This window comes from Lacihabitans sp. LS3-19, assembly GCF_024343575.1.
Lineage (GTDB): Bacteria > Bacteroidota > Bacteroidia > Cytophagales > Spirosomataceae > Leadbetterella.
Genome location: NZ_RJUA01000111.1, coordinates 72,456 through 94,226, shown reverse-complemented (window position 1 = coordinate 94,226; position 21,771 = coordinate 72,456). Strand labels below are relative to the sequence as shown.

The 21,771-nt window shown below is 34.6% G+C and carries 20 protein-coding genes; 18 read left to right on the top strand and 2 right to left on the bottom strand.

The window, feature by feature from the left end; genetic code table 11:
• Together EGI22_RS16050 and EGI22_RS16045 are read right to left on the bottom strand one after the other, a co-directional pair.
• The coding region (locus EGI22_RS16050; protein WP_255069430.1) for a transposase at positions 1 to 449 on the bottom strand (449 nt) is incomplete at its 3' end.
• 106 nt (positions 450 to 555) lie between these two features.
• Positions 556 to 900: a transposase gene (locus tag EGI22_RS16045; protein WP_255069429.1), complete on the bottom strand. Its 345-nt coding sequence runs from the start codon at positions 898 to 900 to the stop codon at positions 556 to 558.
• 247 nt (positions 901 to 1,147) lie between these two features.
• Here EGI22_RS16045 and EGI22_RS16040 point away from each other — a divergent pair, with 247 nt between their 5' ends.
• The 18 genes from EGI22_RS16040 (at position 1,148) to EGI22_RS15955 (ending at position 21,771) form a co-directional block, all read left to right on the top strand.
• A complete protein-coding gene (locus EGI22_RS16040; protein ID WP_255069428.1) occupies positions 1,148 to 2,218 on the top strand; it encodes a site-specific integrase in 1,071 nt (356 codons plus the stop codon).
• A 7-nt stretch (positions 2,219 to 2,225) separates the two neighbouring features.
• Complete coding sequence (locus tag EGI22_RS16035; protein WP_255069427.1) at positions 2,226 to 3,191, top strand: hypothetical protein; 966 nt, start codon at positions 2,226 to 2,228, stop codon at positions 3,189 to 3,191.
• A 162-nt stretch (positions 3,192 to 3,353) separates the two neighbouring features.
• Entirely contained in the window at positions 3,354 to 3,671 is a 318-nt protein-coding gene (locus tag EGI22_RS16030) for an AlpA family transcriptional regulator (protein ID WP_255069426.1), read from the top strand.
• Between the two features lie 68 nt (positions 3,672 to 3,739).
• Positions 3,740 to 5,482, top strand: coding sequence for a hypothetical protein (locus EGI22_RS16025; RefSeq protein WP_255069425.1), 1,743 nt, complete (start codon positions 3,740 to 3,742; stop codon positions 5,480 to 5,482).
• Between the two features lies 1 nt (position 5,483).
• Entirely contained in the window at positions 5,484 to 5,720 is a 237-nt protein-coding gene (locus EGI22_RS16020; RefSeq protein ID WP_255069424.1) for a hypothetical protein, read from the top strand.
• Positions 5,721 to 5,724: 4 nt separating this feature from the next.
• Positions 5,725 to 6,039, top strand: coding sequence for a hypothetical protein (locus EGI22_RS16015; protein ID WP_255069423.1), 315 nt, complete (start codon positions 5,725 to 5,727; stop codon positions 6,037 to 6,039).
• Positions 6,040 to 6,796: 757 nt separating this feature from the next.
• Entirely contained in the window at positions 6,797 to 8,869 is a 2,073-nt protein-coding gene (locus EGI22_RS16010) for a class I SAM-dependent DNA methyltransferase (protein ID WP_255069422.1), read from the top strand.
• On the top strand, positions 8,866 to 10,041 hold the full coding sequence (locus EGI22_RS16005; RefSeq protein WP_255069421.1) for a restriction endonuclease subunit S: 1,176 nt from the start codon (positions 8,866 to 8,868) through the stop codon (positions 10,039 to 10,041). The genes EGI22_RS16010 and EGI22_RS16005 overlap by 4 nt, the downstream gene beginning before the upstream one ends.
• An 11-nt stretch (positions 10,042 to 10,052) precedes the next feature.
• Entirely contained in the window at positions 10,053 to 10,556 is a 504-nt protein-coding gene (locus EGI22_RS16000) for a hypothetical protein (RefSeq protein WP_255069420.1), read from the top strand.
• Positions 10,557 to 10,637: 81 nt separating this feature from the next.
• Positions 10,638 to 10,835, top strand: a complete 198-nt coding sequence (locus tag EGI22_RS15995) for a hypothetical protein (protein ID WP_255069418.1) — start codon at positions 10,638 to 10,640, stop codon at positions 10,833 to 10,835.
• A gap of 87 nt (positions 10,836 to 10,922) precedes the next feature.
• Complete coding sequence (locus EGI22_RS15990; RefSeq protein WP_255069417.1) at positions 10,923 to 13,088, top strand: McrB family protein; 2,166 nt, start codon at positions 10,923 to 10,925, stop codon at positions 13,086 to 13,088.
• A gap of 1 nt (position 13,089) precedes the next feature.
• The gene (locus EGI22_RS15985; protein WP_255069416.1) at positions 13,090 to 14,373 is read left to right on the top strand and encodes an McrC family protein; all 1,284 of its coding nucleotides are present in this window, start codon (positions 13,090 to 13,092) and stop codon (positions 14,371 to 14,373) included.
• A gap of 185 nt (positions 14,374 to 14,558) precedes the next feature.
• A complete protein-coding gene (locus tag EGI22_RS15980; protein WP_255069415.1) occupies positions 14,559 to 15,080 on the top strand; it encodes a hypothetical protein in 522 nt (173 codons plus the stop codon).
• Positions 15,081 to 15,094: 14 nt separating this feature from the next.
• Positions 15,095 to 15,499, top strand: coding sequence for a helix-turn-helix transcriptional regulator (locus EGI22_RS15975; protein ID WP_255069414.1), 405 nt, complete (start codon positions 15,095 to 15,097; stop codon positions 15,497 to 15,499).
• Positions 15,477 to 15,944 carry a hypothetical protein gene (locus EGI22_RS15970; protein WP_255069413.1) on the top strand — a complete coding sequence of 156 codons (468 nt, stop codon included), beginning with the start codon at positions 15,477 to 15,479 and terminating at the stop codon, positions 15,942 to 15,944. Before EGI22_RS15975 ends, EGI22_RS15970 begins: the two co-directional genes overlap by 23 nt.
• A 2-nt stretch (positions 15,945 to 15,946) precedes the next feature.
• Entirely contained in the window at positions 15,947 to 19,174 is a 3,228-nt protein-coding gene (locus EGI22_RS15965; RefSeq protein ID WP_255069412.1) for a type I restriction endonuclease subunit R, read from the top strand.
• A 655-nt stretch (positions 19,175 to 19,829) separates the two neighbouring features.
• Positions 19,830 to 21,446, top strand: coding sequence for a transglutaminase-like domain-containing protein (locus EGI22_RS15960; RefSeq protein ID WP_255069411.1), 1,617 nt, complete (start codon positions 19,830 to 19,832; stop codon positions 21,444 to 21,446).
• 100 nt (positions 21,447 to 21,546) lie between these two features.
• Entirely contained in the window at positions 21,547 to 21,771 is a 225-nt protein-coding gene (locus tag EGI22_RS15955) for a hypothetical protein (RefSeq protein ID WP_255069410.1), read from the top strand.

The window sequence follows — 21,771 nt, the reverse complement described above, 5'->3', positions numbered from 1 at the left end:
TCTCCATTTTCCAGTATTTCTGGGATAAACTTCTTCTTTTCATTCTTGGCTAATTCTATTTCTTTATTCTCTTGTTCTATTGCTTTCCACCTGTGATTTATCCTTATTTCCTGTACGGCATCACTTGCTAATCTTTGAACATGGAACCTATCTGATACTCGTTTAGCTTTGGGAAAACTACGCTTTGCTATTCTCTCCATTGTTGGAGCCAAGTCTAGTGTCACTTCTTTTACTTTTTTCCTTTTTGCTTCTGGAATTTTATTTAATATTTCTATTACTGTATCACTAACAGTTCCTTTTATCATTGCTACTAAAGCCCCTTTTTGGCCTTTGGCAGCTTTATTGGTTAATATAGTATACAGGTCGCCATTAGATAGGCAGGTTTCGTCCAATGACAGGTATTCTCCTATGTTTTCAGGAAATAAAATCCATTTTTCTGCATGATCCAATTGACTCCAATTCGTATATCCACTAAGATGACTTGCATATTGTTCTTGAAAACGTTTTCCATCTAAATGAAAAATCTCCCCAAGTGTTTTACAGCTAATTGGTGTATTATCTAAAAGCTCCTTTTAAAAAAGTCGCGAATTCCGTTGTCATTCGCGTTCCATTTGCTACAATTTCCCAATTCCTATAAACTATTTTCCCAGAGTTGTGATTTAACCATTTACGTCTCTTGATTTTCAAGAAACAGGGCTTCCCTCGAAGTGGAAAATCCCGAACAGTTTCTTCGTCAAAAAAACCTTTGGATTCTAATTTATCTCCTTCATATTCTGAAGGAATTATATTACGTTCTGAATTATAAATATTATAGGTTTCTACAACATTTTCAACTTTAACAAATTCAAAGTATTCTAATAATCCTTCTGGTAGTAATAATTGAAGCAGTTCCTTATTCAAGTTCTTAGTTTTTTTACACGAAGTAAATAACTATTTAGATTCCCCCCAACTTTTTTGCTTGATCCCCCATCTCCCCGCACGAGCGATAAGGCTCAAAAAAAAACAAAAAAGGCCTTAGAAATTAATCTAAGACCTTCCTAGTACCGGGGACGGGAATATATCTACAAATATAAATAACTGTTTATTAACAATTTATATTTGCAAATATCAAAAATTGTGACAAAATTGTGACAAATTTTTAAACTAAATGCAGAAGATAACAGAAAAAGTAAAGCTTAGATTGAGGAAGACATCAGATGAATCTTCAACATTACATCTCGACTATTCAATTAATGGAAAAAGGAATAGGGAACCTCTAAACCTGAAGGTATACGACAAACCTAGAACTATATTAGAAAGACAACACAACAAGGAAGTTTTTACAAAAGCAGGCCTAATTAGAAACGACAGAGAAAAACAATTTTTCAGCGATGAAATAGACGAAGCCCTAGACCGCAAAAAAAGAAGCAATTCCGATTTTTATGAATATGTAAGTAGTTACTTAACCTCCTACACAAAAAAAGACAAGAGAACTATGATTGGCGTATTCAACGCTTTTGCTGAATTTGCACCTCCTCCACTTTCAGGTAAGGAGGTTGACGAAAGCCTTTGTTTGAAATTCCGAGATTACCTCTCTCAAAACTTCTCTGGTGAAACTCCAGCAAGCTATTTTTCAAGGTTCAAAAAATTGATAAAGCAAGCCTTAAGAGACAAATATTTAAAAATCAATCCAGTTGAAGACATCCAGAATTTCAAAGCTGAAGAAACTATCAAAAAGGACGTACTAACAATTGATGACCTTCGAGCACTAAAAGCAGCACAGTGCGGTAATGAAGCTATAAAAACCGCATTTTTGTTTTGTTGTAATACTGGCCTTAGATTTGTCGATATAAAAATTCTTAAATGGGAAAATATCAAAAATAACGAAATAGTTATCGAGCAATCTAAAACCAATACAAAAGTGGAAATTCCTTTAAATGACAATGCTCTTAATATCCTCTCAGAGTGCAAAAAAGGCACCGAATACATATTTGATTTACCTTCACACAATGCAGTCGTTAAAAGCCTGCAAACGTGGGCCAAAAGAGCTGCTATAGACAAACACTTAACATTCCATTGTGCAAGACACACATTTGGCACGAACTTAGCATTTTATGGAAACGACATAGCTTCAATCTCTGAATTATTAGGTCATACTTCTTTGAAACACACAATGAAATATGTTCGAATAGGAAAAGAACTGAAACAAAAAGGAGTAAAATCACTTCCTAATTTCTGAGAATAAAATGGATAAGAATAAATTGATTTCCTTATTTGAAAAACAAGTTATGCCTTTACCTGATGGTTTTGACATTTCGATATTTGAAGATTGGTTTGAAAAAATTTATATGAATCCAAAAATCAATCCTATTATTTTTATTGAAGTTTTTGAATATGTTCACAATTCTTTAGAAATCCGAAAGCCAAATAATAGACCTCCTCTTAGAGTAACTAGAATTTTACCAAACCATTCAAAAATCATAGATGCTTATTTTGATTTGGTAAACGACCCTATTTCGCCATTTGAAAATAGTCTAGCCTTAAACCAAACCGTGCAAAACCTAATATTTGAAATCTTTACTCTTGAAATTGAGATACATCAGGCAATTATTTTGAGAAATGAATATTTAAATACTCCCAAAAAAACAATTCAACTCTATTTAAAAACCTTAGAAGAAGCCAACTCTTTTAAAAACTTCAAACCTAAAGATATTCTGTTAAACGATTTAGACTGCAGTAAGGTTATTCATTTAAATTGCTTTGGGCCTGTGATATATGAATCATTAATGGCAGAAATTGAGCATTATAAAATTGAAGTAAAAAAAGTCAGGAAAATTCTATCAAATAGAAAAGTAAAAACCTTGATTGGTATAGACATTAACCTATCAATTGATCAATTAAAGAAATTGTTTATTGAGTTTAGAGACAACTTAAAGTACATACATATTGAAGCTAACGAATGTGATTTTATTGCTTCATTAAGTGGAGACCCCATTCCTACCACATTTAATAAAATCGAATGGCTTGAAGCTGTAAAACTTGCTATTTTTATTGGCGAAAATGTTGAAAATAAATACAAATGGCGTAAATGTGAATATTTATTTAAAAACACTAAAGACCTTAGGAAAAAATATGACTCTGCAAAAAAATTCAGCCCTTTCATTAAAACCGTATCTGAAATAGAAACCGTAATGAAGAAAATCAGGATTTAACACTATAGTATTTGATATTTGGTATGTATTTAAAGATTCTATTGCCTTGGACAGTTGTTTGCTACTCTTAATATTGTCTAAGGTTTTTCTTTTCCTTTCATATAATATTTGCGTCATGATTCTTTCAATATCGAAAGAATCCATACAAAACAACCAAATATTATGGAAAAGCAAATCCAAGAACTTTTAACCGTTGTCCTCAACTTAAACACCAAAGTTGAGAATTTAGAAAAAATCAACCTTTCTACAAAATCCGTCTTAAGCCTAGAAGAGTTTTGTATCTACACAGGCTACAGCAAATCAAGAACCTACAAGTTGACTTCGGCAAGACTCGTGCCTCACTCTAAACCTATGGATAAATCAATCTTCTTTTCAAAAGAAGAAATTGACCAATGGTTACTACAAAACCCTGTCAAAACAATTTCAGCCCTAAAATCTGAAAACAAAGCCTCAAAAAAAATCTCAAAATTTAAATTTTAAGTTAGTAACCGTCATCTAAGTAAACCTTGGTTTATCTATACGTCGGTTCTACCTTTTTTTTAACAAGCATGACAGCTATGACCAACATCACACCTGACTTATTCGGAAGGCAAACCTTGCCTCCAAAGTCCAAAAAAAGAGCGACAGAGAGCCTTCTAGGGGCTTCTGCTGTTGTGGATACTTGCAGCCAAGTTGCGACTATCTCTACCATCATAAAATTAAAGCCGAATTCGATTATTCAATACGATCGATGCGAGTGGGAAACCAAACGCCTGTTTAACCCTAACAGAAATCGTAACCTACTTGGGCAGGAGGGCAACGGTGTTTTTTATAACGGACATCTCTCTGTTAATACCAGAAGACACATAAATGAATTTCTTTCTACATGGTTAGATAGCATTCAACAAAACGTCAATTTAAAAGGGAGCAAAAGGCAAGTAGATAACGACTCAGTTTACCCAACATTCGTCACTCTGACATTACCGTTCACACAGTTCCACTCAGACAACACCATCAAAAAACAAATACTATCTCCATTTATTGAGTGGTTAAGGTCTGATGCAAATGCCATTCATGTAAATGGTAACCACAAAGGGCAACAAAAAGGCTTTGGTGTACAGGCTTATTTTTGGAGGGCAGAATCACAAAAAAATGGTAGAATTCACTTTCACTTAATTGTCGACAAATACATTCCATGGGATAGAATTAGAGCAAAATGGAATCAGTGCTGCGAAAGACTTGGGTATATTACTTTTTACTCCTTAAGTCAAAAAGAAAAATATAAAAACGGCTTTTTTGTGGACGAAGCAAGACTGGAAAACGAAATCTCTAGCCTTGTTGAAAAAACAAAAATCATACTCAATACCTCAAAGATTCCTGAAAACACAAATCCAGTATTCAAGGAGTACCTTGAAATTGCAATAAAATTCAACAAAAAAACACTTAACAAAGCTATTTTAAAAAAGGTAGCGAAAAACATACAACTTAAAGCATATGAAAGAGCTCATTCAATTGATTTTAGAGATCCAAACTCCAGTGATATCAAACCTATTTCTAACCTTGACTCAATTGCTAAATACGTAGTTAAATACGTCTGTAAGCAAACTGAAGAAGCAAAATTGGCTAAAAACCAAAAAAAAATTTACAACGAAGAATTAAAACGTTGGTGTGTCTATACGTATAAAGATGAAAAAGATCCTGAAACAGGCGAAGTAAGACAGATTGAAGTAAGTGATGAGTTCTATGAACCCAAGTTCGAATCAAGAAAAATATACGGTAGGCTTTGGGGCTGTTCTGACAACTTTAAGACCCGCAAGCTAGCCGAGAACCAAGAAATTGAAAAAGACGAAATAGGCAGAAGTTTTTTAATAGAAAAAAACACACAAGATGGCGAATCAACATTAATCAAAAAAATACCAATACCTACATTCAAACATTATTCAAAGACCCTTTGCATAAAAGAGCTTATCTGCTCCATTGACCAAGAAAAAGGAAAAAGCAATTACTACCAATCACCCCCTCAGAATGAGGATTTAGAGCTACAGAAATATGTAAATACTATGATTGCTCTATGTGGAGAAGATAGGGTGAATGAAATAACAAAAAAAGTAGGAGAGTCTTTTGAGCGTAACAACGGTAAGATTATTCCGCTTGAATTTGGCAAAATGGATATCAATAAAAAGCATAAAGGTAAGCAAGATCGAATATCACATTTGGATGTTTTGAAACATTATTCGCTTGCACTTTATAATGATTACAAAGCCTACCACCAACATATTTTTAATAGTTTATACAACTTAAAAGCAAGCTAAAATGAAAATCACACTCGAAAGTCCAGGAGAATGGGTAGTAGCAGAAAATGGTCACATGACTTACTACCTTGATGGTAAAGTAACCTTCGAAATTGAGCCAGCAAACCTTTTTCCTAAAGAAAGATATTACTGCATGGCTATAATGCCAGATATGAACAAAGAATATTTTCTAATCAAATGGCTTGAGGCATTCGAAAAAGCTAAAATAAAAGAAGTAACAATCAAAATCTCCAACTAATATTATGGAAAATTCACCAAAGGACTGCTTTGTTAACATTAGAGTAACAGAAGAGCAAAAAGCACGGCTAGTAAAAGAAGCAGAAGCAAAAAAACTTACAGTTTCCAAGCTTGCCAATAAACTATTCGATAAGCATTTCGAAGAGAAAGCACCTAAAGTCATACCCGCTCAAATACAACCTCTAATAGAGGAAAAACCAAAAGACACCAAACCTATGGTAATAATTGCATCTATCGTTGGTGGTGTAGTTTTATTCTGGCTTATTTTTACCAGAAGTCCTCGAAAAAACGAATTTGAGAAAATGCCACACAAATCGTAACACAAAATGTGATTTTTGATGTAATACACCACTTTTTAGTGGTGTATTTTTTTTAAAAACGATGTAACAACTCATTTTTTTGCCTGTTACAACAACCTGTTACATACCCTGTATCAGCCCCCTTTGCACTGTAACGGCCTATTTTCCGCATTAATCCACAGAAAATAGAACATATATATCCTCCTAAAAACAGTATGTGTAACAAAACTGTGCAACAAAGAGCATTTTTTAGCCAATTTTGCTAAAATCTCTATTCAAATTACCCCATAGTACTGTTGTAAAAATCTTATAACAGATTAATATTTCTCTTCTGCTAGTTTATCTCAAAGTTACGCCATTAAATACACCTAGAAGCAGATAAAAAGCTTACTAGTCAACATGTATCTTGAAGTATTTAAGCACCCTAAAAATGGCATTCTGTTTTTTTTTAACCTAGTTTGTTGTTAACGCCAACATTGGTCTTTATTTTTTATAGAATTTCTCTTTATTAAAGATGCTTACTTAGCAAATTCTATATTTATTCAATTGTAGTAATCTCTGCTTTACATTTCTTTGTATAATTGTATAAAATTTCTAAAATAGTACACATAGCTATAAACCGATCTATTGCAGAAATTTTGATTTAGTGTCACGATTAGCTTTGAATACCTCTATTTGCTATGCTTTACTTTCTAGTTTTTGGCGTAGTATCTAGTCAAAATAACAATTGCTGGCCTACTAAATAGCTTACCCATTTTAATTATTTATATAGGCATACATGCAAGGAAAACAACTTAGAAAACTAGAAGCTGAGCTTTGGAGAGCAGCTGACCAATTAAGAGCCAATAGTAAACTTACTGCCTCAGAATACTCAATGCCAGTTTTAGGGCTGATATTTTTGAGACATGCCTACAATCGCTTTCAAAAAGTTAGAGTTGAAGTAGAAAAAACTCTTCCAGTCCATCCGATAAGAGGTAGAAGGCCATTGACCAAACAAGATTTTGAGGAGCAAAACTCTATGTTTTTACCCGAAAAGGCACAATTTGACTATTTGGTTTCTTTACCCGAAAGCGAGGACATAGGAGAAGCAATTGACAATGCTATGAAGCTCATTGAAGATGAATATGACAACCTAAAAGGTGTGTTGCCTAAGAACTTCTCTATTTTTAGTAAAGATCTATTGCGTGAGTTACTCCGTATTTTCAATAAAGAAGTATTACAAAAAGCCGAAGGTGACCTATTCGGCAAGATTTACGAATATTTTTTAGGCAAATTTGCCATGACTGGTGCCCAGGAAGGAGGCGAATTTTTTACCCCGATGAGTTTGGTACAAACCATCGTAAATGTCATTGAGCCAGATCACGGTATTGTATTCGACCCTGCTTGTGGCAGTGCAGGTATGTTTGTACAAACGGGATACTTTATCGAAAGCGAAGGCCTAAAACCTGCCGAAAAAGTTACTTTTTATGGTCAGGAGAAAGCCGACCTAAATACGAAGCTTGCTAAAATGAACCTAACAGTGCATGGTCTTGAGGGAAACATACAAGAAGGTAACACATTTTACGAAGATAAGCACAGTCTGGTAGGTGCAGCAGACTTTGTAATGGCCAATCCTCCATTTAATGTAGATGGAGTTGACAAAGGCAAGGATGTTGTAAAAAAAGACCCCAGATTGCTTTTGAATGGCATTGTAAACCTTCCTAAAAACGACAATGCCAATTACTTATGGATTCAGTATTTTTATAACTACCTAAAACCTACTGGCAGAGCAGGGTTCGTAATGGCATCATCTGCAAGTGACGCAGGGCATAGTGAACGAGACATTAGAGAAAAACTAGTAAAAACTGGTGCAGTAGATGTGATGATGGCTATTGGCAACAACTTCTTCTACACCCGATCATTGCCATGTACGCTTTGGTTCTTTGATAGAGCCAAAGAGACAGACAAAACACAAAGCGATAAAGTGTTAATGTTGGATGCTCGCAAAATTTACCGTAAAGTTACCTCCAAGGTAAACGACTTTAGCCCTGAGCAATTACAAAACCTTATTTGCATAGTAAACCTATACCGTGGAAGCACCAAAAAGTTTGACTCCGCAGTAAACAGCTATTTGGAAAATGCAGCGGAATTAGCAAAAGAAACGGCAAGCGTAACTAGTCAACTTCAGAATCATTTACAAGCCATATTAAAAACAATAAGTTTTTTTGCTGATAAATATGCCAAAGAAACAAAAGACGCAATTGCAATAGTAGATGCTTTGTATATTGAAGAAACCGAAAACATTTATGAGCAACAAATTGAGCTGATAAAGGCTGCTTCAAAAGTAAACCCTCAGTTGGATGAATTGGAGGCAGTGGCACATTTGTGCAAAACCATACGCAAGCCGCAAGATAAGCTGATTAAGCAATTGTTAGATGCCATTAGCAATGCAACAAAAGAATACCAACTCAACAAGGTCAAAGACTGGAAAGATCTAAACCTAAAAGAACAATTTGACCAGCTGAAAGCCTTGCAAATACAACTAAGTGGAAACCCAGACGAAGGCGAAATGGGTTTGTTGCACGAAACCGAATATTTCTACAAACAAGCACATTGGATATTGAGCCGTTTTCCTGAAGGTGTATATACCGATATAGAAGGACTTTGCAAAGTAGTAAGCCAAGCCGAAATAGAAGCTAAAGACTGGAGCCTAAGCCCGGGAAGATATGTAGGTGTAGATACTGCCACCGATGATGATTTTGACTACGAAAAACGCCTTAACGAAATACATATGGAGTTGGAAGGCCTGAATGAAGAAGCCATTACTTTGGCGAATTCCATTTCTGAAAACTTTAAAGAGTTGGCGATATGATAGCAAAGCTTGGAGATATCGCTGAATTTACTAATGGGGGTGCTTGGAGTGACAGGGAGTATACAGAAACTGGTATACCTGTTGTTAAAGTAACTAATTTGAAAAATGGAACCGTTGATTTAACCGAAATAAATTATATTCCTGAATCCAGTTTGGATAAATATGGGAGACATCTACTTCGCAAGGGTGATTTAGTAATTGCAACAGTTGGTTCTCATCCAAATTTGGTCGCATCAGCAGCAGGTAGAGCAACCATAATACCTTCAATTGCAGAAGGTGCTTTGTTGAATCAGAATGCATTGTGCCTTAGAACAAATAGTGAAATTTTACATCAAGGATATTTAGGCTACTTGGGAAAATCTGATTTGTTTCAAGGGTATGTAAAATCTGTTGGAAGAGGAGCTGCAAATCAGGTTCGAATTGCATTAGGATTAATTAAGGAATTTTCATTTGATCTTCCCCCACTCCCCACGCAACGCAAAATCGCAAACATTTTATCGGCTTATGATGATTTGATAGAGAATAATTTGAAGCGGATAAAGTTGTTGGAGGAGAAGGCGTTTTTGAGGTATAAGCAGATTGCAAAGGAGGAGAAATTAGAAAAACATACCCTATCTGATTTTGGAGATATAATTACTGGTAAAACACCTTCCACCACAATTGCTGATTATTTTGGTGATGATGTTCCATTTATTAAAACTCCTGATATGCACAATCAAATATTTATTGAGCATACAGACCAAATGTTGAGTGAGTTGGGGGCTAAATCTCAAGAGAAAAAATTCCTTCCACCCTTAAGCCTTTGTGTAAGTTGCATTGGTACAGCAGGAGTTATTGGAATAACTTCTAAGCCAAGCCAAACCAATCAACAAATCAATTCAATCGTTTTTGATGAGCCGAAAAATGTCTATTTCTTTTATGCCTTGATGTCACAAATGAAAGAGCAACTTGATGCTTTAGGAAGTAATGGTTCAACTTTTACAAACGTGAATAAAAATAAGTTTGAGAATATGGAAGTCTTTGTTCCAAATCAAAAAACATTAAATGAGTTTGCAGAAGAATTTGAAGATCTGTTTAAACTAATTCTAACGCTTCAAAAGCGAAACAACAAACTCCGAGAGGCACGGGATATTTTATTACCTAGACTGATGAGTGGACAAATTGAAGTGTAAAGATGGTAACAATGGAAAAGTTAACTGAAATAGGATTTGAAAAAGTTGGTAATTGGGAAATTTCGAAAAAGGATACTTCCGTAATAGAACACACTATTTCAAGTCATTCTGATCGTACTGATTTGATTTATGCGTTTGTCTCCGACAATCAGGTAAAATACATTGGCATGACCGATTCTACTTTACATACAAGAATGGGTCTTTATAAATCTGGCAAAAATGCTTCAGCTGGAAGTACCAATAAAAAAGTCTATGTTGAGATTTTAAGTCTACTTAATAGCCAAAAAAAAGTGGACATTTATGTTTTATCAAACGTGGCATTACCTACTTACAAAGGATTTAGAGTGAGCATTGCCTCAGGAATTGAATTAAGTCTAATAGAACACTTTCAAAATACCACCAAAGAAATAGGCGGATTATGGAATAAAAGGGGTACTTCCTCGAAAGGCACTCCGAAATCCCCAAAATCAGAAACCTCCAAAAGAGATAGTATAAGTGAAAATTCATTTTGTTAAAAAAGGGGTTCAGAATTTAACAAGGGGTTTATACTTTTCGGCAAAGACTTTCATGGCAAACTACCAGATAAATCTTGCGATGTGAAACTATCTATTGGAGAAAATAATGTAAGCCAGAATTACCATTTTACACACTCAGGAAATAATCGGAAAATTAATGCCGGAAGAGATTTAGTAAGATGGATATCAACTTTAAATGATGATGATATGGTCATTGTTGAAATTTTAAATGAAAAAGAATTTAGAATTTTCAAAGAATTAACAATAGGTGAAAAATAAGAAGAAACTCTATATAGAAAAGTACAAAATATACTAATTTGAATATAAATAAACTTAGATATTGCCATATAAAATTTACACTATGCCATGTTAGATTACAAAGAATACGAAAAACTAGTTTTTGACTGGTTAAGCAATAAACACAAACAAGACAATAATTTCACATTTTCTCTGAGGCAAAAAGCCAATAAAGGTGCAGAACTAAATTACTTTATTGGTACATCTGCCTCAAAATACTTCGGAACAACATTCTGGAATATACCTGTGAATTATCCTGGTTCCTCTGGAGATTTTTTCAACTTATTTTTTTCATATAGCAAAGACCACTTATTGACTTACATTTTTGAGGTTGTCCAAACAAAAAAGCCTGAAGGAGAACAAAATATACTTGCATTAGAACTAGCAAAAAAAATTAAGGCTACTTTAAAAAAAGAGTTTCCTTCTTACCAAGAACCTCCTGAAAAAAACCGTATGGAGAGCCTCAAAGTTTTAGGGAAAAAACCAAATGGCTATAATAGTATCCAAGATTTGTTTTCTGATCTTGAAGAGGACTTGCCTAAAATTATAAGAATTGTTGATATTGAGTTAGAAAGTTTCACTGTAATAAATCCTTCATTTGTAGGCCACAGAATTACAAAAAGTGAGTTTGATGATTTTTTGAAGAAAAAGGAGGTAAGGCTCTCTAAATATAGTAAGTTAACAATTGAGTCAGAAATAACATCTGACTATGAAAATACCAATGATGGAGTCAATAATTCAGAAAACAAACCACCTCTTAATTCCATCCTTTTCGGCCCTCCAGGAACAGGCAAAACATACAACACAATAAATAAAGCCTTAGAGATTTTAGGTGAAAATATTGAAGGCAAATCCAGAAAAGATGTCAAAGAAATCTTTGACAAAAAAACAGAGGAAGGTCAAATAGTATTTACCACTTTTCATCAGAGTATGAGCTATGAGGATTTTGTGGAAGGTATAAAGCCATTAGAACCTAAAAACGAAGGTCAACAAGTGGTTTATAAAATAATTGATGGACTTTTCAAGCGAGCAAGTGCGGTAGCAGCATTTAATTGCTACAAAATTTTTTCTAATTCTAAAATTCAGACATTCCAATACTCTTTTGATGATTTATATGAGGCATTTATTGAATCAGTTCGAGAGCAAATATCAGCGGGCGTTCCTCCAGTCTATAAAACTCTAAAAGGAAGAGATGTCCAAGTAAAAGAAATAAATGGAAATGATTCAATTATTGCAAGAGCAAAGAATTCCATTGCTAAAAGTTCAGCTCCATTAACAAAAGAAAATATCCAAAAACTATATGATAAATTCAAATCCATAGAAGAAATTACAGATTTGAAACTTGTTAAGGAAACTGTAGAGGTTACACCTAGAATTACAGAATTCTATGCAGTTTTCTCAGGTTTGAAGCAATTCGAAAAAACATTTAAGCCTGACGAACAATTGATATTAGAAAATAAGGAAATTGAGGCATTTGATTTAGATGAAATTCAGAAGAAATTTAATGCTGGGGTTTTTAAAGATGCAATAAAAGCATACGGGAAACTAGCTGAGCCAGTTGTATTGATTATAGACGAGATCAATCGAGGTAATGTCTCACAGATATTTGGAGAACTGATAACATTGATTGAGGAAGACAAACGCTTAGGCAATGACGAGGCACTTATGGTCACTTTGCCTTACAGCAAGGAGTCTCTTGGTGTTCCGCCTAACTTGTATATCATTGGCACAATGAACACAGCAGACCGTAGCGTAGAGGCCTTAGATGCCGCCCTTAGGCGTAGGTTTAGTTTTGAAGAAATGCCACCAAAGCCTGATTTGATTACTTCAGAAGGTAAACTTAAAGGAGATTATTTGATAATTGGCAACATAAACCTAGAAGAGGTTTTAAAAACTATCAACCTAAGAATAGAGAAACTACTAGACAAGGACCATCTAATAGGTCATAGTTACTTCTTAGATGTTGCTACTATAGAAGACATACAAATAGCTTTCCAAAGCAAAATCATACCATTATTGCAAGAGTACTTCTTTGGCGACTTTGGCAAAATAGGATTGGTATTGGGCGAAGGGTTCTTCGAAATACCTGAAAAGTCAACCAAAAATATTTTTACTAAATTCTTTGATTACTCTGATGAAGATTTTTCAGATAGACCAATATACAAGCTCAAAGATATAAGCAAATTAGAAGAGGGCGAGTTTATAAAAGCTATCAATAGCCTTTTAAATAAATAAATTGACAAGCAGAGCAAAACATATTACCATATTTGAGCACCAAGCTATAAGGTTAGATCAAGAAATTGGTGGAGTAAAGTTTGATGCAAACAAACTGAAGGCTCTTCAGCGATATTATGGCGAAAAAGGAGTGCCGTATTTTTCGTTGATTCACAATGGTATTAGATTCAACAACTTCGTTGGAGTAATTCAAGTTGGAAATACCATAATAGAGGTACTACCAAAAGCAGACAATATTTTTACTGAAAAAGAGGAAAAAGCTCAATGGCATAAAATCTTGATTGATATGCTTTTCGAGGTTGGTTTTTTTAATGTTCAGTCTCCAAGCAACAGTTCATTAAAACTTAAACCAAACGCTATCCTCGACCTGTATTTTGAGCTATTCATAAAAGAAATAGAATACTTGTTACATCTGGGTTTAGTAAAAAAATATCGAAAAAAAGAGGGAAATATATCTGCCTTGAAAGGAAGCATACAGTTTGCAAAACACATCCAACAAAACCTTACTCATCAAGAACGTTGTTATGTTAGCCACACAAGCTATGATGTTGAACATAAGCTTCACCAAATCCTGTACAAAGCCATAAAACTTCTAAAACAAATAAATACCAACGCTGGCCTCCAAAGCAGAATAGGAGCATTGTTATTGCATTTTCCTGCCATGCCTGACATCAAAGTGAATGAAGCAACATTTAACACCTTGACCCTTAATAGGAAAACCCAATCGTATAAAAAAGCTATTAATATTGCTAAATTGCTACTTTTACAGTTTCATCCAGATGTTAGCCAAGGACGAAATGATGTATTGGCAATAATGTTTGACATGAACAAGTTATGGGAACGATTTGTATTCAAAAGTCTATCTAAGAACAAATCGCTTTCGGTAAAACCACAAATTTCAAAACACTTTTGGGTATCTTCGGATGGAGATTTGTCGAAAATGAGACCTGATATAATAATTGAAATGGGGAAAGAGACCTTTGTGGTAGATACCAAATGGAAAAACCTAAAAGGCTATAATCCATCCCCCGAAGACTTAAGGCAGATGTTTGTGTACCATGAGTATTATGCAGCAAAAAAAGTAGCTTTGGTATATCCAAACAAAGAAAACAATACTATTACAGGTAATTACCTAAAACCTGAATCTAGAGAATTATCAGAAAAAGAATGTAGCATAATATCAATAGCCATTTCGTCAAAAGTTGATAATGAAAGATTGGTGAAGACTTGGCAAAAAGACATAGAAACAAAGTTTACCTCTTGGATAGGAATGACAAATGATTAAACATCAGACACCTTCTATTCAAAATAACATAGATAATTTATCAAAATAAACAAATTCAAGAACCTTTCATTTTAAAAAAATATGTCCTTATATTTAGAATTAATATCCATTTATCACTAAAAAAAGTACCCTAAAATAAAAAATTCACTTATAAGTGAATTAAAATTTGGAAGTTTAGCAAATCTATGCATACATTTGAGCTCAAAATATGGGATGACGAAAGTCGGCATGTTACATTTTACACTGTACACCGAGAAGGTCATACGTTAAACGAAACCGATAAGTTCCTAGAAAAAATAGAACAAAATAATGCATACCTTGAAGAACTCAATCACCTTCTTGAACTATTGTTCACCGTCATGGGGGAACGACATGGAGCAGCAGATGCCTTTTTTAATCGCCACGAAAACCAAGTGGACGCCCTACCTCCGAAAGGAAATGTCAAAATCGCATCAATAAAAAATGCTTTTAACAAATTTCCATTAAGGCTATTTGCCTTAAAAATAACTGATGAAATAGTAATACTTTTTAATGGTGGCATTAAAGATGCAGCAACGATTCAACAATGCAGCGGACTTTCAATAGTTTGGCATGAGGCTTGCCAATATGCTGATAGGATACTCGAAGAATTACATAAGACAATTATAATAGACGAAGAGAAAAGGCAATTAATTAATCCTGACGGAGGCAAAATTGTTTTTTATTAAGAGCAAATAACAATATGAGAAGTAAGATAGCAGAACGCATTTTAAATAATGTTCCTGAAGAAACTAAAATTTTCACAAGGTGGTATGGAGACCTTTTGGTTTTAATAGACCAAATAATGCAAGAAAAAGGCATTAAGCAAAAAGACCTTGCTGAAAAAATGGACAAACGCCCATCTGAAATTAGTAAATGGTTGAAAGGAGGTCATAACTTCACACTTAAATCATTGGCAAAATTACAAGCTGAGCTTGGAGAAGAATTGTTAAATGTCAACGTAAAGTTGAAACAGGAAAAAAATAATACAATTCCTATGTGGCAGCATAAAGCGGAGGTGCCAAGGGCAAACAAACCAATTCATGTAGCATTTGTAAATCCTAAATTCAACAAAAACTCCGACTATGGAACCAAAGGTTTGGGCTGATATACCATTTTCTCCATCAAAACTAAACTTGTTGGAGGTAAAATACTTAAAAGGCAATATGGAGAGTCCAGAGGATCTCTTTACGGAAAATATTGTTGATTTTAATTCTGATTGTAGTATGAGCGTAGGCTTCAACATAGAACAGAATATGCTTAGGGCAAATTTTTCTGCTGCCCTAAGTTCAAATTATGCTGATGAAATAGAAACAGGTGCAACCGCATATTTTGAGCTTTCCTTTATTTTTTCCTATGAGAAACTGTCAGAAATGTTGGATTTCGACAATGATGGTATTGTTTTGAAAATCCACCCTAATTTATTTAATGCAATTTCATCGATAAGCTATTCAACTAGCCGAGGATTATTAATATCTAGGTTACAAGGTACTTCTTTTAGTGACTTCATACTTCCTATTATTGACCCAAATGAGCTACCTCACAATGTATAAGTATGGCCTACGAATACTCAGAAGACAATCTCATTGAAAAAACCGCAATTGATTTATTTTTCAACAAATTGGGGTGGGACACCTTATTTGCCTATAACAAAGAGAGTTTTGGTGAAGGTGGCTCCTTAGGTAGGCTAAATAAAAAGGAAGTAATCATAAAGAAGATATTCCTTGAGAAACTTCAAGAATTAAACCCTGATTTGCCACAAAAGGCCTATTTAGAAGCCTATGAGAAACTTGACGAGGAAAGTACAACCAAATCAATGTCTGAAATCAATTTCGAAAAATATCAGCTTTTACGAGAAGGCATACCAGTTGATTATATCAACGAAAAGGGCGAACATATAAAAAATAAAACGCTCAAGGTATTTGATTTTGAAACTCCAGAAAACAACAATTTCTTAGCGGTTCAACAATTATGGATTGAAGGCAAATCAAAAAGGTTAAAAAGACCGGACATTATTGGCTTTGTTAATGGTATACCACTACTTTTTATTGAACTTAAAGCAGCTCACCGCAAATTAGAAAATGCTTACAATGAGAATTTTACCGACTATAAAGATACAATTCCAAAACTATTCCATTTCAACGCTTTTATTCTACTTAGTAATGGTATAGAGAGTCGTATTGGCAGCGTAACTGGCAGGTACCAACACTTTCACGAATGGAAACGCATCACAGAAGAAGACGAAGGCATAGTAGCATTAGATAGAATATTAGTAGGTGTGTGCGAAAAAAGTCGTTTCTTAGATTTATTCGAAAACTTTATACTTTTTGACAGAACAGAAGGCAAGGTAGTCAAGCTTATTGCCAGAAACCACCAGTTTATAGGAGTAAACAAGGCCATTGAAAACATTCGAAACAAGGAAGCTCTATACAAATTAGGTAAAATCAGTTTTGAGGAAAAACAAAAGCTAGGAGTATTTTGGCATACACAGGGAAGCGGCAAATCATACTCCATGGTTTTCTTCTGCCAAAAAATACATCAAAAGTTTACTGGAAGTTACACCTTTCTAATTGTTACCGACCGAATCGAACTTGACAATCAAATTTATAGCACATTTAGTAGTGTAGGTGCAGTGCCATCAATCAAGGCAGGCTCAAAGGCATCATTAAAAGCTAGCAGTGCAAAGCATCTAAAAGAATTGCTAGGCTCTGAAAATCGCTACTTATTTTCACTCATTTTCAAATTCAATTTCGATGAAGAAATTACACTACGGGACAACATAATAGTAATCTCGGACGAAGCTCACAGAACTCAAGGTGGACACTTAGCGATGAACTTACGAAAAGCTATTCAAAATGCCTCCTTTATTGGTTTTACTGGCACTCCTTTATTCAATGATGATGAGATAACCAAGCGTATTTTTGGCGACTACGTTTCAAAATATGACTTTAAAAGAAGTGTTGATGATGGAGCCACGGTTCCACTATACTATGAAAATCGGGGAGAGTATCTAGGTTTGCAAAATCCTCAAATCAATGATCAAATTAGAACCATTTTAGATGCCGAAAGCGAAGACCTTGACAGTGACCAAATGAGCAAGGTAGAACAGCTAATAGGAAGGAATTACCCAATTTTGACTGCACAGAATAGATTAAATAAAATTGCTAAAGACGCTGTTTGGCATTTTTGCAATAGAGGCTACAAAGGCAAAGCAATGTTTATCGCGTTAGATAAAATTACAGCGGTAAAAATGTATGATTTGATAACATTTCATTGGAACCAATACACTGAAAATTTAGAAAAGGAAGTTTCGAAGGGTAAATATGGAGACCAGGAGATGTTGGAAAAACAACGTGACTTGCAATGGATAAAGGAAACAGAAATTTGTGTTGTAGTAAGCCATGAGCAAAACGAAATCAAAAAATTTGAAGCATGGGGTTTAGACATTGAACCGCACAGGGCAAAACTAAATAATGAAGACCTAGAAGCAAGATTCAAGGCTGAAGAAGACCCTTTCAGATTTGTAATAGTTTGTGCCATGTGGATTACTGGCTTTGATGTTCCTACCCTATCTACTATGTACATTGACAAGCCTTTGAAGTCGCACACGCTTATGCAGGCTATCGCAAGAGCCAATCGTATCAGTGAAGGTAAAAACAATGGCTTAATAGTAGATTACATTGAAACTTACACATCGTTACTAAATGCCCTAGCTATTTATGGCACTGGGGGAGGTAATGGCAAAGGCAAAGAGGGAGGTAAACCCAATCCACCAGTTGAGCCAAACTTAGAATTGGTAAAGCTTTTAGAAGAAGCTATTCAAGCCACAGAGGATTTCTTGAAAGAAGAAGTGGATTTTGATATAATAGAGCTAATTGATGCAGATGGCTTACATAAATTAGCAGCTATTGAAAAAGGCTTAAATGCGGTTTATAAAAATGACAACACCAAAAACAAATTTTTGATACTTGCTAGGGAGGTATTTTTAAAATACAAAGCATTACAGCCACATAAATTATTAGCAGATTTTGCCTCTAAAAAGAATGCCATTGATGAAATCTATATGGGCATCATGAAAAACCGAGAAAGTTCAGATGTCTCAGATATAATGCGGAAAATCCAAGTTGTTGTAGATGCCTCCATAGTTAATATGGTTTCTGAGCCAAAGCAAGAGAACGGAAACGTTATTGATTTAAGTGGCCTAAACTTCGAACTTTTAGAAAAGCATTTTTTGAAAACTAAACACAAGAATGCAGCCATTCAATCCCTCAAATCAAAAATAGAAAGTCAACTTAAACGTATGGTTGACAGGAATCCTTTAAAAGTTGATTATTACAAACGATATCAAGAAATAATAGACGAGTACAATAGAGGTAAAGATGAAGAAACAATACAAGACATTTTCAGGAAGCTTATAGAATTCGTAAACTCACTTTCCGAAGAAGAAGCAGAAACTAAACGAGAAGGCTTAAATGACGAACAAAAAGCTATTTTTGATATTTTAAGGCAAGGCAAACAGCTAGAGGCAAAAGAGAAAAAAGAAGTAAAGGAAATCTCTGTCGAACTCTTAGCTGAGTTGAAAAAGGAAAAGCTAAGAGTAGAACAATGGTCAGAAAAATCTTTGACAGCAGCCTCAGTTTTCAATTACGTAAGCAATACATTCTTCGAAAAGCTACCATCCGCCTATTTAAATGAAGATATTGACCTCAAAACTAACCAAGTATACGAACACCTCAAAAGCCAGTATTTCGGCGGTGGAGTTAGTATTTATGGGGCGTATTGAGGGGGACAATTGAAATTATAATTTAATTTAAGTTTTACTTCAACTAATTTGCAATAGTATCTTCAAATATTATTGAATTACCATTTTACGACATTTACATTGGTAATAGAAAAAGGGGTTCAAGCATAAATTTCTTGAATTTAAATTTTTGTTCGCCAAAGAAACATTTGTTATAATAAAATATTACAGTCAGTCATTTTCTCTTTATTGTAAACTTTAGTTCTAAAAACCTTTCAAGCACCTTACAAAAACCTTCGAAATTACTATTTCTTCGAAGATTATTAGATTAAAAATACTCCTTCAAAAAGACTTTACTTAAAGAAACTCTTTATTTCGAAGTCATCAATTTGTGATTCATAGATCCCTTAAAAATCTATATGATTCTTATCGGTCGGCCTCAATCCTAATCTAGTAAGTATTCCGGTGAAAGTGGGACACCCATTCCGGTTCAATGTAGTCACTTAGTAGAAGTTTGATATTGATTTGATTTTTGATATTTTGAAAAGTAAAATCTATGAATATTTAGTTAAAACAACTTAGGTCCAATTCAAAATATTTTGAACGTACTATTTAGTTAATATGAACCATGAATGTAAGGGAGAAATGGGGAAAAACAACCCTTCAATAACTTTGCTACATCAAAAATTTAATTAACATGGTAAGACTATTATACCTTTTAGCTGGTGTTAAATACAGCATCATTCAACAATGTGGTCATCTGGTAAAACAGAAATATCGCAACGTTGGTGTAGCTCAGGTTTTGGCGATGATTATTGCGTCTGTAGCAGCTTACGACGTTGCCCATAATTTTACTGAAAGTAAAGTGGCTCTAATAACAGCCTCACTTGGCTGGGCACTTTGCATAGGTCTGTTCGATTTTTTTCTTATTACTTCACCTAAGAAACATTGGACTCTTGACCTATTAAGATACGTTGTTGCCTTAGCCAACCAACTTATTTCGATAGCTGCAATTTTCGTTTTGCTGACTGGTGCATCGCTTCAAAACAAAATTAATGCAGATCGTTCACTTCGTTCGAAAAATGTTGACGTTGCCTATCAAAATGCTATGGAAAATCGATGGAAGGAGTATAAAGATTTAGAAAACGAAAAAAACGAATATCATAAACGTGAGTGCATGGCACAGGCCAAAAATGGGTTCCCGGGCCCGTTGTACGACCGTTTACACACAGCTTGTATCCAGAATGATGCCTCATTAAAAACGATGAAATCTATTCTTGATGTGGCCGAAACTCCATACAAAAAAGCTTATGACGACGAGAGAACGTCGATTCAATCCGAGAGCTCCAACGACTTTTTTATAAAAATCCAATATCTTCCAGATGTCCTTTTTAACAACTGGGCAAAAGGTATGTTTGCTGGGTGTTTCTTCATCATGTTTTTTTATTTAGAAACGATTGCCATCAGCACAAAGTCTAATATAGACCCGTCTGATGAATATCATCAGAAACTAGCCGATGATGAAAAACAGCAGGATGAAATTCAGATGACGAAAAAGGAGGAGGAAAAAATAAAAGAAGCAAATAAACTTGAAATAGATGGAAAACAAGCAGCCGCCAAACACGCCCAGAAATTATATGAATTTTATCAAGAATTAGGGAAGCAAGTCTTCCTAAATGAAACTGACTATAAGCTTTTTAATAACCTTGTGGAAACCTATGGTTTTACTCAAACGAAACCAGTATTAGAAAAAATGGCGGAAGCACTACGCAAAATGCAAGGGTTACAGCAAGGGCAAAACTTTGAATCGTTTGAAACCATTGATATTCCTACCAATGATGAGCCAATCAAAAACCCTTATAAACCAAAAGCTGAGGGTGTATTTAAAATCAATCAAGCCATTATTGATTTATGCGAAAACTTCAAAAATGACGCTAAAACACCCCATGAAATTACTAACCGCATCTATACATGGGTACATGAAAACATAACCTACGATGACGTACATACTGGTGATTTTTATAGGACAGCTCTTGAGAGCTTCCGGGCAAGGCGTTCTATTTGTGGCGAAATGTCTGTCCTAATAATGGCAATGCTTAAATATTTCGGTATCGAATGCCACTACTTAAGGGTAACAGTTGATAATATGGGCGAAGAATGTTCGCACGCTTGTGTAGGGATTGTAAACGAGGGGAAATTACAAATGATTGATGCGGCTTTCCATGAGTTTGATTTACAACCGCAACACCAAGTCTATGAATTCGTTGGCGATGCCGTGCTAGAAGAACGGTTTAAAAAATGGAATTCCTATTGATAAAAGCTGGCTTAAAATTTATTTTTAAGCCAGCTTTTATCAAAAAAATAAGGGAAAATGGCGTGTTTGTATTTTTAAAAAAAATTAAATACCAATTGTTATGAAAAAAATTCTATCTAAATTATTCGCAGGGTACGATCCAGAACGGACTGTTTTTAATACACCATGGGATGGTGCTGAAAATGCCAATTCAGTAAGTGGCGGTATCAGTAGCCAAAACAAGGGCTTGAATTTTACTCAAGAGTTAGACAGGATATTCAAAGCTCATGCTGCTACCGCGGATATTTTAGAAAAAAAACAAGGACTTTTTAAACCAGGCAAATAA

Excerpts from the sequence above, each read along its gene's own strand:
- EGI22_RS16025 (WP_255069425.1), top strand. The coding sequence starts at position 3,740 with ATGACAGCTATGACCAACATCACACCTGACTTATTCGGAAGGCAAACC.
- EGI22_RS16015 (WP_255069423.1), top strand. The coding sequence starts at position 5,725 with ATGGAAAATTCACCAAAGGACTGCTTTGTTAACATTAGAGTAACAGAA.
- EGI22_RS15965 (WP_255069412.1), top strand. The coding sequence starts at position 15,947 with ATGGCCTACGAATACTCAGAAGACAATCTCATTGAAAAAACCGCAATT.
- EGI22_RS15990 (WP_255069417.1), top strand. The coding sequence starts at position 10,923 with ATGTTAGATTACAAAGAATACGAAAAACTAGTTTTTGACTGGTTAAGC.
- EGI22_RS16020 (WP_255069424.1), top strand. The coding sequence starts at position 5,484 with ATGAAAATCACACTCGAAAGTCCAGGAGAATGGGTAGTAGCAGAAAAT.
- EGI22_RS15955 (WP_255069410.1), top strand. The coding sequence starts at position 21,547 with ATGAAAAAAATTCTATCTAAATTATTCGCAGGGTACGATCCAGAACGG.
- EGI22_RS15975 (WP_255069414.1), top strand. The coding sequence starts at position 15,095 with ATGAGAAGTAAGATAGCAGAACGCATTTTAAATAATGTTCCTGAAGAA.
- EGI22_RS16000 (WP_255069420.1), top strand. The coding sequence starts at position 10,053 with ATGGAAAAGTTAACTGAAATAGGATTTGAAAAAGTTGGTAATTGGGAA.
- EGI22_RS15970 (WP_255069413.1), top strand. The coding sequence starts at position 15,477 with ATGGAACCAAAGGTTTGGGCTGATATACCATTTTCTCCATCAAAACTA.
- EGI22_RS16040 (WP_255069428.1), top strand. The coding sequence starts at position 1,148 with ATGCAGAAGATAACAGAAAAAGTAAAGCTTAGATTGAGGAAGACATCA.
- EGI22_RS16010 (WP_255069422.1), top strand. The coding sequence starts at position 6,797 with ATGCAAGGAAAACAACTTAGAAAACTAGAAGCTGAGCTTTGGAGAGCA.
- EGI22_RS15980 (WP_255069415.1), top strand. The coding sequence starts at position 14,559 with ATGCATACATTTGAGCTCAAAATATGGGATGACGAAAGTCGGCATGTT.
- EGI22_RS16035 (WP_255069427.1), top strand. The coding sequence starts at position 2,226 with ATGGATAAGAATAAATTGATTTCCTTATTTGAAAAACAAGTTATGCCT.
- EGI22_RS15960 (WP_255069411.1), top strand. The coding sequence starts at position 19,830 with ATGGTAAGACTATTATACCTTTTAGCTGGTGTTAAATACAGCATCATT.
- EGI22_RS16005 (WP_255069421.1), top strand. The coding sequence starts at position 8,866 with ATGATAGCAAAGCTTGGAGATATCGCTGAATTTACTAATGGGGGTGCT.
- EGI22_RS16030 (WP_255069426.1), top strand. The coding sequence starts at position 3,354 with ATGGAAAAGCAAATCCAAGAACTTTTAACCGTTGTCCTCAACTTAAAC.